The 16,672-nt window shown below is 31.7% G+C and carries 18 protein-coding genes; 7 read left to right on the forward strand and 11 right to left on the reverse strand.

The window, feature by feature from the left end; genetic code table 11:
* Positions 1–94: 94 nt before the first annotated feature.
* Both GYM73_RS02755 and miaA read left to right on the forward strand, forming a co-directional pair.
* On the forward strand, positions 95–406 hold the full coding sequence (locus GYM73_RS02755) for a YkvA family protein (RefSeq protein WP_160543066.1): 312 nt from the start codon (positions 95–97) through the stop codon (positions 404–406).
* Positions 393–1,310 carry a tRNA (adenosine(37)-N6)-dimethylallyltransferase MiaA gene (gene miaA, locus GYM73_RS02760; RefSeq protein ID WP_255571007.1) on the forward strand — a complete coding sequence of 306 codons (918 nt, stop codon included), beginning with the start codon at positions 393–395 and terminating at the stop codon, positions 1,308–1,310. Before GYM73_RS02755 ends, miaA begins: the two co-directional genes overlap by 14 nt.
* 103 nt (positions 1,311–1,413) lie before the next feature.
* Here the strand turns inward: miaA and GYM73_RS02765 are convergent, their stop codons facing one another.
* The 8 genes from GYM73_RS02765 to GYM73_RS02800 all read right to left on the reverse strand — a co-directional run bounded on the left by GYM73_RS02765 (position 1,414) and on the right by GYM73_RS02800 (position 7,981).
* A complete protein-coding gene (locus GYM73_RS02765; RefSeq protein ID WP_220234078.1) occupies positions 1,414–2,571 on the reverse strand; it encodes an iron-containing alcohol dehydrogenase in 1,158 nt (385 codons plus the stop codon).
* 125 nt (positions 2,572–2,696) lie between these two features.
* Positions 2,697–3,566 carry an ATP synthase F1 subunit gamma gene (gene atpG / locus GYM73_RS02770; RefSeq protein WP_220234079.1) on the reverse strand — a complete coding sequence of 290 codons (870 nt, stop codon included), beginning with the start codon at positions 3,564–3,566 and terminating at the stop codon, positions 2,697–2,699.
* A 22-nt stretch (positions 3,567–3,588) separates the two neighbouring features.
* The gene (gene atpA / locus GYM73_RS02775) at positions 3,589–5,166 is read right to left on the reverse strand and encodes a F0F1 ATP synthase subunit alpha (RefSeq protein ID WP_105296976.1); all 1,578 of its coding nucleotides are present in this window, start codon (positions 5,164–5,166) and stop codon (positions 3,589–3,591) included.
* A 35-nt stretch (positions 5,167–5,201) separates the two neighbouring features.
* Complete coding sequence (gene atpH, locus GYM73_RS02780) at positions 5,202–5,744, reverse strand: ATP synthase F1 subunit delta (RefSeq protein WP_160557887.1); 543 nt, start codon at positions 5,742–5,744, stop codon at positions 5,202–5,204.
* A 1-nt stretch (position 5,745) separates the two neighbouring features.
* Positions 5,746–6,240 (reverse strand): F0F1 ATP synthase subunit B, encoded by a 495-nt coding sequence (locus tag GYM73_RS02785; protein ID WP_220234080.1) that lies wholly within the window; start codon positions 6,238–6,240, stop codon positions 5,746–5,748.
* A 114-nt stretch (positions 6,241–6,354) separates the two neighbouring features.
* Positions 6,355–6,552 (reverse strand): ATP synthase F0 subunit C, encoded by a 198-nt coding sequence (gene atpE, locus GYM73_RS02790; RefSeq protein WP_055425716.1) that lies wholly within the window; start codon positions 6,550–6,552, stop codon positions 6,355–6,357.
* Between the two features lie 19 nt (positions 6,553–6,571).
* A complete protein-coding gene (gene atpB, locus GYM73_RS02795; RefSeq protein WP_255571008.1) occupies positions 6,572–7,678 on the reverse strand; it encodes a F0F1 ATP synthase subunit A in 1,107 nt (368 codons plus the stop codon).
* 108 nt (positions 7,679–7,786) lie between these two features.
* Positions 7,787–7,981 carry an AtpZ/AtpI family protein gene (locus GYM73_RS02800; protein ID WP_105296980.1) on the reverse strand — a complete coding sequence of 65 codons (195 nt, stop codon included), beginning with the start codon at positions 7,979–7,981 and terminating at the stop codon, positions 7,787–7,789.
* 194 nt (positions 7,982–8,175) lie between these two features.
* Here GYM73_RS02800 and GYM73_RS02805 point away from each other — a divergent pair, with 194 nt between their 5' ends.
* From GYM73_RS02805 to accC, 4 genes are all read left to right on the forward strand, one after another.
* Positions 8,176–8,655: a DUF177 domain-containing protein gene (locus tag GYM73_RS02805; protein ID WP_220234082.1), complete on the forward strand. Its 480-nt coding sequence runs from the start codon at positions 8,176–8,178 to the stop codon at positions 8,653–8,655.
* A 33-nt stretch (positions 8,656–8,688) separates the two neighbouring features.
* Positions 8,689–8,889, forward strand: a complete 201-nt coding sequence (gene rpmF, locus GYM73_RS02810) for a 50S ribosomal protein L32 (RefSeq protein ID WP_055425712.1) — start codon at positions 8,689–8,691, stop codon at positions 8,887–8,889.
* 123 nt (positions 8,890–9,012) lie between these two features.
* Positions 9,013–9,486: an acetyl-CoA carboxylase biotin carboxyl carrier protein gene (gene accB / locus GYM73_RS02815; protein WP_105296982.1), complete on the forward strand. Its 474-nt coding sequence runs from the start codon at positions 9,013–9,015 to the stop codon at positions 9,484–9,486.
* Between the two features lie 26 nt (positions 9,487–9,512).
* A complete protein-coding gene (accC, locus tag GYM73_RS02820) occupies positions 9,513–10,871 on the forward strand; it encodes an acetyl-CoA carboxylase biotin carboxylase subunit (protein WP_220234083.1) in 1,359 nt (452 codons plus the stop codon).
* A 101-nt stretch (positions 10,872–10,972) separates the two neighbouring features.
* On the opposite strand, the gene GYM73_RS02825 is transcribed toward accC, so the two are convergent.
* The 3 genes from GYM73_RS02825 to GYM73_RS02835 are packed head-to-tail and all read right to left on the reverse strand — an operon-like array spanning position 10,973 to position 13,510.
* Positions 10,973–11,530: a hypothetical protein gene (locus tag GYM73_RS02825; protein WP_105296984.1), complete on the reverse strand. Its 558-nt coding sequence runs from the start codon at positions 11,528–11,530 to the stop codon at positions 10,973–10,975.
* Positions 11,531–11,535: 5 nt separating this feature from the next.
* Positions 11,536–12,954 carry a CCA tRNA nucleotidyltransferase gene (locus GYM73_RS02830; RefSeq protein WP_220234085.1) on the reverse strand — a complete coding sequence of 473 codons (1,419 nt, stop codon included), beginning with the start codon at positions 12,952–12,954 and terminating at the stop codon, positions 11,536–11,538.
* A gap of 7 nt (positions 12,955–12,961) precedes the next feature.
* Complete coding sequence (locus GYM73_RS02835) at positions 12,962–13,510, reverse strand: L-threonylcarbamoyladenylate synthase (protein ID WP_160543093.1); 549 nt, start codon at positions 13,508–13,510, stop codon at positions 12,962–12,964.
* Between the two features lie 226 nt (positions 13,511–13,736).
* Between GYM73_RS02835 and secD the strand changes: the two genes are divergently transcribed.
* Positions 13,737–16,604, forward strand: a complete 2,868-nt coding sequence (gene secD, locus GYM73_RS02840) for a protein translocase subunit SecD (protein ID WP_160566762.1) — start codon at positions 13,737–13,739, stop codon at positions 16,602–16,604.
* Positions 16,605–16,672 lie beyond the last annotated feature (68 nt).

Genomic DNA, 16,672 nt, shown 5'->3' on the forward strand with positions numbered 1-16,672 from the left:
AAAAAATGCGGAGGAGGTGTCAATTGCAAATGCGGCAGAGAGTAATATTTGGAATAGAAATTGAAATTAGCTAATCAATCAAGTAGTTAAAAAAATGAAAGTAAAACATTTGGTAGGTGCAGTATCTAAAGATAAATCATTTATTTCCAAAATTCCTGTTTTATTTAGAATGTTAAGGGCTTCTCTAAAGGGGCAATATAAACCGGGAATTAAAAATCTTTTTATTTTCACCTTTTTAATTATTTATGTATTATCTCCCATCGACCTCATCCCTGACTTTTTAGTAGGCATAGGTTTTCTTGATGATTTAACTATTGCCTTTTTTGCATTTTCCAAATTATTCAAAGAAGTTGATAAGTATGTAGCATGGGAAAAGCAAAAACATAATACTATTGTCATTGAATAAAAATCCGAAAATTTTATGGTCTATAGTAGGGCCTACAGGAATAGGAAAGACTGCTTTATCTATTGAACTGGCTAAAAATTTAAAAACAGAGATAATATCCTGTGACAGCAGACAATTCTATAAAGAATTAAAGATTGGAACTGCTGCTCCTTCATTGGAAGAATTATCTTTAGTTCCTCACCATTTTATAGGAAATTTAAGTATTGCTCAAGATTATTCAGTTGGCGATTTTGAAAAAGACGCATTAAGAAAGATAAACGAGCTTTTTAATAAATATGATCAACTCATTATGGTGGGAGGGTCCGGTCTATATGAAAAAGCGGTTAATGAAGGGTTAGATAATTTTCCCGATATAGATACTAAAGTCAGAGAAGATTTAATGGTTGAAATACAGGAAAAGGGACTATCCTATTTACAAGAAGAACTAAAGAAGAACGATCCCGAATATTATTCTCAAGTGGATTATAATAATCCGCAGCGAGTAATGAGGGCGTTGGAAATTTTTAGAGGAACCGGAAAACCTTACAGTTCATTTAGAAAAAATCTGGTAGAAAAAAGAAATTTTACATCCGTAAAAATCGGTTTAACAGCATTTCGTGATCTTATTTACGATAGGATAAATAAACGTGTGGACTTAATGATGGAAAAAGGATTATTGGAGGAAGTTATTTCTTTGCAATCATATAGACATAAAAACGCATTACAGACCGTTGGGTATAAAGAACTTTTTGACTATCTCGATGGAAATTCTTCCTTAGAATTTGCCGTAAGTGAAATCAAAAAGAATTCACGCAGATATGCTAAAAGACAATTAACTTGGTATCGAAGAGATGAGTCAGTTAACTGGTTCGATTATCAGAGCACTCAGGAAATTGTAGATTTTGTTACGGAAAAGATTAGGTAATAATCATACGCTATCAAGTTTATAATAAATATAATTTTTAAGCAATAAAAAATCAGGATAGGAAACTATCCTGATTTATAAGACGGAATTCTAAATTAATTATCTATTTTCTTAATTCTAATATTTTCTTAACCTCTTGGGATTTAATATTTTGATGTTCACCCAATTGCCAACCTCTTTTTTCTATTCGTTCAGAAATTCGGTGTATAGCTTCCTCTCCTAAATTATAATCAGAAAGTCTGGTTTTACAATTCATGCTTTGGAAAAAGGATTCAACTGCAATAATAGTATCTTTGATAAGTTCGTCAATAGAATCGGCTTGTAAAGAAAAAACCTCTCTTCCCAATCGAAGAATTTTATCTTTTTTCTCTTCTTTTAATACTTCCATTACTCCGGGCAATACAATTGCCAGTGTTTGCGCATGATCTATTTCGTAGAAAGCGGTTAATTCATGTCCTATCATATGTGTAGACCAATCCTGAGGTACACCGCAAGCAATCCAACCATTTAAAGCCCAAGTTGAAGCCCACATCAGATTAGCTCGAACATCATAATTTTTAGGATCTTTTAAAGCTTTAGGTCCTTCAATGATTAAGGTCTTTAGAATAGATTCAGACATGAAATCTTGTAATAAACCGTTTACAGGATACGTTAGATATTGTTCAATAACATGCACAAAGGCATCGATAACCCCATTACTGGTTTGAACCGGAGGTAAACTATAGGTTACACTTGGATCTAATACAGAAAATTTTGGATAGACTATTGGTGAGCTGAAAGATAATTTTTCTTGGGTTTCATTTTTTGTAATGACAGAATAGGTATTCATTTCTGATCCGGTGGCAGAAATAGTCAAAATAGTACCAAAAGGAAGTGCTTTTTTTATAACCACAGTAGGATCTGCAAGTATTCGCCAAGGATCTCCCTCATCGAAACAAGCTGCTGCAACAATAAATTTGGTTGCATCAATAACCGAACCGCCTCCCACAGCTAATACATATTCAATATTTTTCTGTTTAATAAATTCAACGGCACGTATACAAGTTTCATAGTGAGGATTCGGTTCAATGCCTGAAAATTCAAACCATTGGTACCCTTTTAATGCATTAATTACTTGTTCATATACACCATTTTTTTTGATGCTCCCTCCACCATAGATGACCAATATATTAGTTTGTAAAGGTATTTCTTTAGTAATTTCGGAAATCATACCTTTTCCGAATAAAATTTTTACAGGATTTACAAAGGCAAAATTATTCATTATTTAATTTTTTAATAGGTTTAATAATGCTCTTTATCCCTCAAAATTTGAACCAAACCCGGATAAAAATAAAAAAGGTTACGTTTATAGTAACCTTTTTTTATATAGATTATAATTTTAAAATCTTAATTTTCTAAGGCTTGAGCTCCACTTACAATTTCAATTAATTCATTGGTTATGGATGCTTGACGAGCTTTATTATACGATATGGATAGTTGATTTTTTAATGCTTTAGCATTGTCTGTGGCAGCCTGCATGGCAGACATTCTTGCTCCATGTTCTGCAGCATTTGAGTCCAATATCGCTTTAAAAAGCTGAGTTTTTAATGAAGTAGGAATAAGATATGTTAAAATACTTTCCTTAGAGGGTTCATAAATATAATCGCTAACTAAGGAAGAATCATTGGTATTTTTAGAAAGTTCAATTGGTAGAAATTGCTCGACTTGTAAAAGCTGAACTACCGCATTTTTAAATCGATTATATACCAATTCAATTTGATCATATTCACCATTTAAAAACAACTGCATAAGTTCTTCAGATATTTTAGAAGAATTTTCATAGGTTGGCGCATCCCATAGAGAACTGTAATTTTTATATATGGATACAGATTTTTTTAAATTTTCATATCCATTTTTTCCTATTGTTAAAAGGTCAACTTGAATATTTTTATAGTCATTTTCCAATAGATTTTTAACAGCTTTAACTATAGTAGAGTTAAAGGCCCCGGCAAGTCCTTTATTGGAAGTAATGACAACTAATAAAACCTTTTTAAGTTCTCTCTTTTTAGCATATTCTGCACCACCGGAATCAGAGTCAAGAAAGGGACTAACATTTGATAATAATTCTTGCATTTTTTCTGAATAGGGGCGTAGTCTTACAATAGCATCTTGCGCTCTTTTCAGTTTAGATGAAGAAACCATCATCATTGCACTTGTAATTTGCATAGTCGAATTTACAGAGGCAATTCGGTTTCGTATTTCTTTTAATGTTGCCATTTTCTAGAATATTCTTTTTTATTTATGAATAATTTTTTACAACCCCGGCTATTATCGTATCTAAAGAAGAAGTAATGGAATCATCTATTTTACCTTCTTTTAAACTTTTTAATAAATCGGCATGTTGAGTTCGTAATGTTTCTGTTAAATTCCTTTTAAAATCTTGAACTTTATTGACAGGAACTTCACGTAATAAATTTTGAGTTCCGGCATATATAATAGCAATTTGTTCTTCAACAGGCATAGGTGAGTTAACGGACTGTTTTAATATTTCAACGTTTCTCTCTCCTTTTGCAATAACAGCGGCAGTAGCCGGATCTAAATCGGAACCAAATTTTGCAAATGCTTCCAATTCGCGGAATTGCGCTTGGTCAATCTTAAGTGTTCCGGATACCTTTTTCATAGGTTTAATCTGAGCAGCTCCACCTACACGTGATACAGAAATACCAACGTTGATAGCAGGTCTTACCCCGGAATTAAATAAATCCGATTCTAAAAATATTTGTCCGTCTGTAATAGATATTACATTAGTAGGAATATACGCAGAAACGTCTCCTGCTTGAGTTTCAATGATTGGCAGAGCTGTTAATGATCCCCCTCCTTTAACTTTACCTTTTAAAGATTCCGGTAAATCGTTCATCGTTGAAGCAACTTCATCATTATCAATAATTTTAGCGGCTCTTTCTAACAAACGGGAGTGCAAATAAAATACGTCACCCGGATACGCTTCACGTCCCGGAGGTCTTCTTAATAATAAGGAAACCTCACGATAAGCAACTGCTTGTTTAGATAGATCGTCGTAAATAATTAATGCAGATCTACCGGTATCGCGTAAAAATTCTCCGATGGAAGCTCCGGCAAATGGAGCATAAACCTGCATAGGAGCAGGGTCAGAAGCGTTAGCGGCAACCACAACCGTATAAGCCATTGCTCCTTTATCTTCTAATGTTTTAACAATTTGCGCAACTGTAGATGCTTTTTGGGCAATAGCTACGTAAATACAATATACGGGTTTGCCTTGATCATAAAATTCTTTTTGATTTAGAATAGTGTCAATGGCTACTGTAGATTTTCCGGTCTGACGGTCACCAATAATTAATTCCCTTTGGCCTCTACCGATAGGAATCATAGAGTCTATTGCTATAATACCGGTTTGCAAAGGTTCATTTACGGGTTGGCGAAATAATACACCGGGTGCTTTTCTTTCCAAAGGCATTCTGTATAATTCTCCGGAAATCGGACCTTTACCGTCTATTGGAGCACCTAAAGTATCGACAACTCTTCCTATCATTCCTTCACCCACATCGATAGATGCAATCGTTTTAGTTCTTTTAACGATATCTCCTTCTTTAATGCCATTGGATTTACCCAAAAGTATTACCCCTACATTATCTTCTTCTAAATTTTGAACCATTCCTTCCAATCCATTGGAAAACTTTACAAGTTCTCCTTGTTCTGCGTTACTTAGTCCATATATACGGGCAATACCATCTCCAACCTGTAAAACCGTTCCCACTTCTTCTAAGGAAATATTTTGATCGAAATTTGATAATTGCTGTTTTAAAATTGCAGAAACTTCTGCTGGTTTTATATCTGCCATTGTGGTCTTTTTATTTATAAGTTATAGCTAAAAAATTAAAATATTTTATTACTTAATTTTTTTTGAATATTAGTTAGTTCGGATTTTACGCTTGCATCGATTTGTTGATCACCCATACGTAAAATATATCCTCCAATAAGAGATGCATCTATTTTATTTTCAATAATTGCTTTTTCTTGGTTAATTTTTGGAAATGAATTTAAAATTTTGCTTACGGTTTCTTGATCTAATGGTATAGCAGAAATAATTTCTACGCGTTGTATGCCATTATATACATCGTATAATTCCAAGACTTGTTGTGCTATTTCCAATAAATCATTTTCTCTCTTATGCCTTACCACTAAAGTAATAAAATTACGAGAAGTAGGAGAGAAGGATTTGAAAATTTCGTTTACAATATTAATTTTTTTATGGGTTTCAATTATAGGGGATTTTAAAAAGAATTGAAAATCTTTATTTTGATTGATTATATCAATTAAAGATTTCATTTCTTTAACGATAGTTTCACTTTCATGTAAAGATAGGGCATACTCCCATAAACCCGTTGCATAGCGCTTAGCAAGTCTAACTACTGACATTTTAGTTTAATTTTGCTTGGTTAACTAATGAATCAATAAGCTTTTTTTGTTTTTCAGGAGAAGATAGTTCCTTTTGAAGAACTTTTTTTGCTATATCAACGGATAAATCTGCCACTTCACTTTTTATTTGATTGATCGCAGATATTCTTTCCGCATTAATGGTTTCTTTAGCTGATTGAATAATTTTATTGCTTTCTGCAGTAGCAGCATCTTTGGCATCGTTGATAATTTTATCTTTAATTTCACGGGCTTCTTTAAGAATGGCTTCGCGCTCCATACGAGCTTCTTTTAAAATTTGCTCATTTTGAGAGGTTAATTTAGCCATCGCCTCCCGTGCATTTTTAGCTTCATCTAAAGATTTCTGTATTGAGTTTTCTCTATTTTCTAAAGCTTTTAAAATAGGTTTCCAGGCATATTTTCCTAAAATTATTAATAAAACTATAAAGGAAATAGTCATCCAAAATATTAAACCAATTGAAGGAGTTAATAAATCCATATTTTATATCTTTTTTAACTTTTTATGATAAGAGTTTAAATAAATGCTTTTTTAATTAAAAGAAAACTCGAATAACCAACCGTTATCATTTCGAGTTTTCTGTTATTTTTCTTCTTATTTAATCAAAGATACCACAATTGCAAATAAAGCAACTGCTTCAACTAATGCAGCTAAGATTAATGCAGAAGCCTGAATTTTTCCTTGAGCTTCAGGTTGTCTTGCAATAGCCTCCATCGCTTTTCCACCGATAAGACCGATTCCAATTCCTGCTCCAATAGCAGCTAAACCTGCTCCAATTACTGACATTCCCATGTTTACTATATATTAAAAATTAATGTTCTTCGTGATTATCTTCTGTTGCCATACCGAAATATAGTGCAGAAAGAGTTGTAAATATATATGCTTGTAAGGCAGTTACTAAAATTTCAATTACACTTATAAAGACTACTGCAATTATAGATACAGGAGCTACAAAATAAGATTTAAATATAAAAATTAAAGAAACTAAACTGATAATAATAATGTGTCCGGCGGTTATATTAGCAAATAATCGAACCATTAATGAAAAGGGTTTGGTAAAAATACCGATAACTTCAATGGGTGCTAAGAATAATTTCATCGGTACAGGTACGCCGGGAGTCCAAAATATATGTTTCCAGTAATTTTTATTTCCACTAATATTAGTAATTATAAAAGTGATAACAGCCAATGTAAAAGTAACAGCTATATTTCCTGTCAGGTTAGCTCCAAATGGAAAAAATGGAATTAACCCCATAACATTGTTTAACCATATAAAGAAAAATACAGTTAACAAATAAGGCATATATTTTTTATATTTTTTTTCTCCGATATTTGGTATAGCTATTTCATCTCTTACAAATACAATCAAAGGTTCAACAACGGCGGCTACACCTTTAGGAACTCCGGTATAAGATTTCGATTTATAATATCTGGCTGCTGAAATAAATACAACTAATAAAATCCCAAGGGATAGCCACATAGAAAATATATTTTTAGTAATTGAAAAATCCCAAGGAGCTTTATTGATAGGATGATGTTGATCGTCCAAGTGAACAATTTGAGATGATTCTGTTATATATTCCCCCGATGCATTTTTTTTGGTATTAGCATAATATATTTTTTCATGAAATTTAATAAATCTCATACCTTTTTTCTCTACCACTACTTCTCCATCATCATTTCCTTTAAATTCTTTAGAAGAAAACAGTACTAATCCATTATCAGTCCAGAGGATTACAGGTAAATAGAGAGTAACATCATCGCCCCATATTTCAAATTGATGAGAATCCTTAACATGGTGCATGGCAGTTTCAGTAGGATTAAATGTTTCTGAATCATTACTTTTAGTAGTACCCTCAGCAAAAGTGAAATTAAAGGTAAAAATTAAGACTAAAAAGCTAAATGCAAATTTTATCATATTTTTCTGATTCATGTATATGCAAATATAAATATTTTTAAAACACATTCCATGTGTATGATTTTTATCATATTTTAATGTTTGCTACTCAAGAAAATATGATTTATATTATTTTTGTTTTCTTGATACTTGGCGGATGATATTGATAAGTCCGATTCCTATTCCTAATAAACTGAAAATTATTATAAATAAAGGTTTCATAGATAGATATTTTTCATCTAGATAATAACCAATTCCCGTGAAAATTAATATGGTTACCATGAGTTGAAAACCTAACCCTGAATAAAATGCATAATCTTTCATTGATAATTATTCTCTAACAAATTTATAAATTTTCAAAAGAATAATTATAAATATATACTAATAATAAATAAATTAGATAAATTTATTTATGTATATATTATATGGCAGTTTTACTAAATATCTTACATCCAATTAAAAATAAATTAAAAATTTGTAGTTTTAATAACTAATACTTAACTTTGCAAACCATATTTATGGAAAGGTTACGCAATTATGATATTTTATTTTCATCATTAAAGCTTGGAAGTCATAGCTTTAAGATGAGTATTGAGCAACCATTTTTTGAATTGTTTGATTTCATACAGGAGTTTAAAAGTCCTAAAATTGAGGTTGACATTGAAATTATAAAACATTCTTCTTTTTTAGAATTAAAAGTAAAAACAGAAGGTGTTGTAGTTTTAGAATGTGATATATCCGGAGAAGAATATGAACAAGCCGTTAAAAATGAAATCAAAACATTAGTTAAGTTTGGAGAATCTTATGATGATATTAATGAAGAAGTTTTAATTTTACCTTTAGGTTCTCATAGTATAAATGTGTCTCAATTAATTTATGAAAGTGTGCTTTTATCCATACCTATGAAACATGTTCATCCTAAATATTCCGAAGGATATGAGGACGAACATACCCATTTACTTGAAAAGTATGGCCTGTCTGATGAAGAAGGCGAATAAAATATAAAATAAAAAAATATTTAAGGAAGAATTATGGCACATCCTAAAAGACGTCAGTCATCTACAAGAAGAGATAAAAGAAGAACTCACTATAAAGCGTCAGTTCCTCAATTAGCTAAATGTTCAACAACCGGAGAATTGCACCTGTTCCATCGTGCATACTGGCATGAAGGAAAATTATACTACAGAGGAAAAGTAGTTATGGAAAAGGCTGTTGAAGAAGTTGAAGAGTAAATCTAAGTTAGTTAGAATCTAAAAATATAATACCATTTAATTTATTAGTTAAATGGTTTTTTTCTGTATAAAATTAATTTATTTCCTTTACATTTGGGAAAATTTAAATAAAAGCTCTAGCTCATGGACATTAAAGACATTCAAAATTTAATTAAATTTGTATCTAAATCAGATGTTGCAGAAGTAACATATAAGACAGAAGAATTTGAGATTTCCATTAAAACCAAAAGTGGTTCAGTAGTATATACTCCGGAAGTTTCCCAACCAATACAAGCTGTGACAAATCATCCGGTAGCTTCTTTGCCAACTGTAACTAACCAATCAGTAGCTACCCAGAACGATGAAGATACATCTAAGTATGTAACTATAAAATCTCCAATGATTGGTACATTCTACAGAAAACCTTCCCCTGATAAAGAAGCATTTGTTAATATAGGAGACACCATTAGTGCAGGCAGTATTGTTTGTGTGATAGAAGCAATGAAATTATTCAATGAAATAGAATCAGAAGTTTCAGGAAAAATTGTTAAATTTTTAGTTGATGATGCTTCACCCGTTGAATTTGACCAACCTTTATTCTTAGTAGATCCATCTTAAATAATCAAAATTAAAAGTTAAAGTGTATGTTTAAAAAAATTTTGATTGCTAATAGAGGAGAAATCGCTATGCGAATTCTTAGAACAGCAAAAGAAATGGGTATAAAAACGGTTGCTGTTTACTCTACGGCAGATGCTAAGAGCTTACATTTACGATTTGCCGATGAAGCAGTATGTATTGGACCTTCATCAAGTAAAGACTCCTACCTAAAACAATTGAATATTTTAGCAGCTGCAGAAGTTACTAATGCAGACGCTATTCATCCGGGATATGGTTTCCTTTCTGAAAATGCTAATTTTTCCAGATCTTGCCAAAAGATGGGAATTAAATTCATCGGTGGTACTCCTGAAAATATAGAAAGAATGGGAGATAAGGCTTCTGCAAAAGCAACCATGAAAGAGGCGGGAGTTCCCACTGTACCGGGTTCAGACGGTTTAATAAAATCGTATGAAGATGCTGTTAAAATTGTTAAAGAAATAGGATATCCTGTTATGCTTAAAGCAACAGCCGGAGGTGGCGGAAAAGGAATGAGAGCTATCTGGAAAGAGGAAAACCTTAAAAGTTCTTGGGAATCTGCAGTTCAAGAAGCCGAAGCTGCTTTTGGGAATGGGGGTATGTATATGGAAAAGCTTATTGAAGAACCTAGACATATTGAAATTCAAATAGCCGGAGATAAATATGGTAAGGCTATCCATCTTTCTGAAAGAGATTGTTCAGTTCAAAGACGTCATCAAAAATTAGCAGAAGAAACGCCTTCTCCATTTGTTTCCGAAGAATTACGTAAAAAAATGGGTGAAGCAGCTGTAAAAGCAGCAGAATATATAGGATATGAAGGAGTAGGTACAATTGAATTCTTAGTTGATAAATATGGAAATTTCTATTTTATGGAAATGAATACGAGAATTCAAGTTGAACATCCGATCACTGAACAAATTACCGACTTAGACTTATTAAAACTTCAAATAGAGTTAGCAGCAGGTGCTAAAGTTCCTAAAAATAATTTTTATCCGCAAAGACACTCCATAGAATGTAGAATTAATGCAGAAGATGTTTACAGTGATTTTCGCCCATCACCCGGAAAAATAGTTACCTTGAATATTCCCGGAGGTAATGGAGTAAGAGTTGATACACATGTTTATTCAGGATATACAATTCCACCTTTTTATGATTCTATGATTGCTAAATTAATAGTAACAGCTCCTACACGAAGTGAAGCTATTATTAAAATGAAGAGAGCATTAGATGAATTTTATATTGAGGGGGTTAAAACTACTATTCCTTTACACAGACAGCTTATGGATGATCCAAATTTCTTGAAGGGAGATTATACGACCAAATTTATGGAAGATTTTGTTTTGGATAGAAAATACGAATACGATTTATAAGCTATATTATTAGTAAATTAATATACGGAATTTATATGTGAAAATTTATAAATTTAAAAGAAAAAGGAAATTAAATTTTATTTAATTTCCTTTTTTAGTTTCTATAATTCATCCTCGTCTAGAAGTTCGTCATCATTGTACGAATCATCATCATCGTCGTCATAGGAATCATCATCGTCGTCAAATTTAATATTCATGTCAACATCACCCACATCACTGAAATCGTCAATATTTGATGGTGAAGTAAACTTTTTATCAGGTGCTTTTAAAGGCATTTTACCAAAACGATACACCGTTAACGGATAAACACCTATCGCTTTTCTATCAATAATTTCTAACAATTCTACGTAAAAAGACCACATTTTCATAAAGTCATAAACAAATAACATTTTATCTCCGACTTTTGTAAAAACTTCTTTAATATACACGTCTGACATGGTCTCACCTTCGCCATCTTCATCCATATCTTCTAAAGGAATCTCTGTGCCTTGAGTCCAATTATCATCAGACTTATAAAATGAAGCTAACTCGTCACCTTGTAGACTAAAAGCACTTTTAATGCCTTCATATAAATTCCACAACGTTTGCAAATCCTTAATCTCAATGTCTCGAAAAACGTCCCCTTCTGTTTCAAGAATTACTCTAATCTTATAAATCATATAGTCTAGTTTTTACGTTTTAAATTTAATTTTTTTCCTAATTGTAACATATAGTTGTATGAGTTTTTATAGTCGTTTGTAATAGTGCCTTCTAATATACCTTCTTTAATTGCTTCCTTAATTGTACCAATTTGTTTTCCTTCAATAATTTCGAAAGCTTCCATAATATCATGTCCGGTAATAGGCGGTTGAAAATTTCTTATTTTATCTTTTTCTTCTACTTCCTTTATTTTTTCTTCAACGTAATCAAAATTTTGCTTGAAACGTGTTTGTTTCTTTATATTCTTTGTTGTGATATCAGCTTTGCAAAGTAAAAATAAATCTTCCAAATCATCACCCATATCAAATAATAATCTTCTCAAAGCACTGTCCGATGCATCATCTGTAATAAGTGATATGGGACGCGAACTATTCTGAACTAGTTTTTGAACATATTTTAAGGGATCGCCCAGAGGTAATTTTAATCTTTTAAATAGGGGAAGAACCATCTTACTACCCACAAATTCATGAGAATGAAATGTCCAACCTATTTTTTTATCAAATTTTTTAGTTCGAGCTTTACCGATATCATGTAATAAAGCAGCCCATCTTAACCATAAATTGTTTGTAGTTTTACTAATATTGTCAACTACTTCAAGAGTATGAAAAAAGTTATCTTTATGTTTTTGTCCCTCAACTTCTTCAATACCCTGCAAATCGGTTAGTTCCGGTAAAAATCGTTGTAAAAGATTTGCTTCATATAATAATTTCAGACCAATACTAGGTTGAGGCGACATCATAATTTTATTAAACTCATCCGTAATTCTTTCCTTTGATAAAATATCAAATCGTTCTGCATTTTCTTTAATCGCAAGAAAAGAAGACGATTCAATAGTAAAATTTAGCTGAGTTGCGAATCGTATGGCTCTAATCATTCGTAAGGGATCGTCTGAATAGGTAATTTCAGGATCTAATGGCGTACGAATGATTTTTCTTTTTAAATCTTCTAATCCATTAAATGGATCTATCAATTCTCCAAAACTTTCTTCATTTAAGCTTATCGCTAATGTGTTAATAGTAAAATCCCTTCTATTCTGATCGTCTTCTATAGTACCCGTTTCAACAAAAGGTTTTCGGCTATCAAAAGAATAACTTTCTTTTCTCGCACCCACAAATTCTACGTCATAATCCTTAACATGGATCATAGCAGTACCAAAACGTTTAAAAACGGATACTTTGGGTTTGGAATGTAGTTTATCTGCAACGGATAAAGCTAATTCAATTCCGCTACCTTCAGTTACAATATCAATATCTTTAACTTTCGGCCTTTCCAAAAGGAGATCACGAACAAAGCCTCCGATAACAAAAGTTTGTTGTTTTTTGTCTGAAACAACATGGGTTATCAGCTTAAAAATAGGATTTTGTATTGCGTGGCTTAAATTCATTTAGTATTTATTCTCTAATTACTTTAATTCGTCCATCCTCAGATAGTTGTATTATGGAAGAAGATGCAAATTGCATATTTTCTTCGTGGCGCAAATTTATTATATAATCCACACCTTCCAAAATTTTGCAAGAAATTGATGAAAAATTTTCCGGAGATGGTTCACCACTGATGTTTGCTGAGGTCGACACCAAGGGTTTATTAAGTTTTGAAATTAATTTTTTACAAAAGGGATCCTGCGTTAAACGAATTCCTATAGTATTTTCATCAGAAATCAATAGAGCAGGCAAATTTTGTGGTTTATCATATATTATGGTTAATGGCTTGTTTGCTAAATCAATCAAATCCCAAGCCAATGAAGAAACATTAACATATTCTTGAAGCCTTCTTTCAGATTCTACCAAAATAATTAAATTTTTAGATTTATCCCTATTTTTTAATTTGAAAACTTTTTCAATGGCTTCCTCATTGGTTGCATCACATCCAATACCCCAGATGGTATCGGTGGGATACAGAATAGTTCCTCCTTTTTTTAAAATTTCAACTGCTTTTTCAATTTCTTCCTTTTCCATAATTGTTTAAAATACAAATATAAAACGGCAAGGTTTTATAAAAATAATTTTTACACTTTTTATTTATAAGTTTATTTTAAAATTTTATGCATATTATTGAAAGTATTTATTTTAATGAGCAAAAAAATATATAAATAATTGCCAGTCATCAAATAGACTGTTATATTTGCAAACCAAATAAAAATACATTATTTATAATTAAAACTTACCAATGAAAGGAAAAGGACTTGTTAAATTTTTTGCAATTGTTCTTGGGTTAATATGTTTGGCGGAATTATTCCCAACATTATATGTTAACCGTATAGAATCTAAAGCAAACAGTTTATCTAACGGAACGGAGGCGAGTAAAAAAGCTGAGCTTGATAAATTAGCTAAAGATACTTTGAATCTCGGAATAGTTAAGATGAATTATTATGATGCCAAGAAGAATGAAATGAAGTTAGGATTGGATCTTAAAGGCGGATTAAATCTATTATTAGAAATTTCCGAAAAAGATCTATTGTTGGATTTGGCAGATAATTCAGAAAATCCGGTATTTAGAAAAGCTTTAGATATAGCTACTTCGGAGGAAGTGAAATCCAGGGATACCTATACAGCTAATTTTTTTAAAGCATTTCAAACAGCTAAATCAGAATTAAATCAGCCGGATTTAAAATTATCCAGTCCTGATGTTTTCGGTACTAGAGATTTATCCAATCAAATTCAACATAACACAACCGACGAGCAAGTTGAAAAATATATCTCCGGAGTTATTGAATCCAAAGTTACTAAAGCAATAGATGTTATAAGGGCCCGTATCAAAAAACTAAATATTGATGAACCCAATATTGCACGAGTACCCGGTACCGGTAGAATATTAGTGGAATTACCGGGAGTTACTGATGCTGATCGTGTAAAAAAATTACTTCAGACTTCTGCGAGATTAGAGTTTTGGGAAGTGTATGATCAACCTACCGCATGGTCCTATCTAATGGATGTTAATCTAAAAGTTGCTAATAACAAATTAACTCCTTTATTGAAACCGTCTAATAGATCTAATGCGTTAGCAGTTGCTAAATTATCTGATACAGCAGCAATTAATAAAGTTATATATTCAGATAAAGCTAAAAAATTATTACCGATTGGTTTACGATATATAAAATTATTATGGGCTTCTAAACCGGATTCCCAATCTAACAACGAGTTAGAATTATATGCCATTCGAGGAACTAAAAATAACAAAGCTCCTTTAGTCGGAGCAGTTACTGAAGCAGGTTTAACTTTCGACCAATTCAACAGAATACAAATAAGTATGCAAATGGGACCGGAAAGTGCTTTGGTTTGGAAAAATATGACTGAAAAAAATATTGGTAAACCCATTGCAGTTGTTCTTGATGATGTAGTTTATACTGCTCCTAATGTCAATTCAGTTATTCCAAACGGTCAATCAGTTATTAGCGGTAATTTTACAGAAAGAGAAGCTAACGATTTGGTTGATGTTTTAAAATCCGGTAATCTACCGGCAAAAGCAAAAATTATCCAATCAGAAATTGTAGGTCCAACTTTGGGTCAACAATCTATAAACAATGGATTAATATCTATAGTTGTTTCCTACTTGTTTATTTTAGGATGGATGATTTTTTACTATGGAAAAGCAGGTTTATACGCGAATATAGCTCTTATATTAAATTTATTTTATTTAATAGGTATTATGGCTTCCACGGGTGCTGTTTTAACTCTTCCCGGAATAGCAGGTATAGTACTTTCTATGGCAATGGCTGTTGATGCTAATATCATTATTTTTGAAAGAGTTAAAGAAGAGTTGAGACGAGGAAGACCTCTAAAACAAGCATTTATTGAAGGACAAAAACATGCTTTGGCAGCAATTATTGATGGTAACTTAACCACATTAATTGTGGGTATCGTGCTTTTATTTAGCACCGGACCGATCAAAGGTTTTGCGGTTACCTTAGTTATAGGTATTTTCTGTACCTTATTTACAGCAATATTTATAACCAGTATGCTTATTTATGGTTCTATGGAAAAAGGTAAAAACTTTTCTTTAGCTACAAGCATAACTAAAAACTGGTTTACCAATGTTCATTTTAAATGGATGGAAAAAAGAAAATATGCTTATATTTTCTCATTGGTTATAATGGTTATTGCTTTGGTTTCCATGTTCACCAAAGGTTTTGATAAAGGGGTTGATTACACGGGAGGAAGAACTTATGTAATTAAACTGGAAAAAAATATTTATCCGGAAGAAGTAACAGAATCATTAGAAAAATTATTTACTACTGACGGAGAATCATCGAATATTAATGCTAAAAAATATGGAGAAGGTAATCAAGTAAGAATAACTACTAAATATGGAATGGATAGCAATGATCCGAATATTGATGTGGTAATTCGTGAAAAATTATATACAGGATTAAAAAATTATCTTCCGGCTAATTATTCTAAAGAAAGTTTTGTAAAAGGTACTCCTTATGGAATTCAATCAAGTTCAGAAGTGGGCCCTACAGTAGCTAGTGGGATCGTTAGAAATGGAGTTATTGCCGTATCTATTGCTTTAGCAGGTATTTTCATTTACATTTTGGTACGATTTAGAAATTGGCAAATGTCGACCGGTGCGGTTGCAGCCTTATTACATGATTCAATAGTAGTAATGGGTGCATTTTCCGTATTAAGTTGGCTAAAAATCATACCTTTTTCCGTGGAAATAGATCAATCCTTTATTGCTGCTATTTTAACCATTATCGGTTATTCAATTAATGATACCGTAATTGTATTTGATAGGATTAGAGAAAATAAGAAAAATAATGCGCACCACTTAATGACTTTAGAGGAATTATATAACGATGCAATTAATCATACTTTAGGAAGAACTATTAATACGGGTGTTTCTACAATTATGGTAACAGTTATTATATTCTTCTTCGGAGGTGAAACTTTACAAGGATTTATGTTTGCACTATTTTTAGGATTTACATTTGGTATGTATTCATCTATATACATAGCATCTTCTTTATCTTATGATTTAACTAAATATAATTATGATAAAGAACATTCAAATACGAAAGTATCCACTATAAAATAAATATTTTATGTTGTAATAAAAAAAGGTCTTGAATTTCAAGACCTTTTTTTATAAGCAATATGTATAGG

It is taken from the genome of Apibacter sp. ESL0432 (assembly GCF_019469225.1).
Classification (GTDB): Bacteria; Bacteroidota; Bacteroidia; order Flavobacteriales; family Weeksellaceae; genus Apibacter.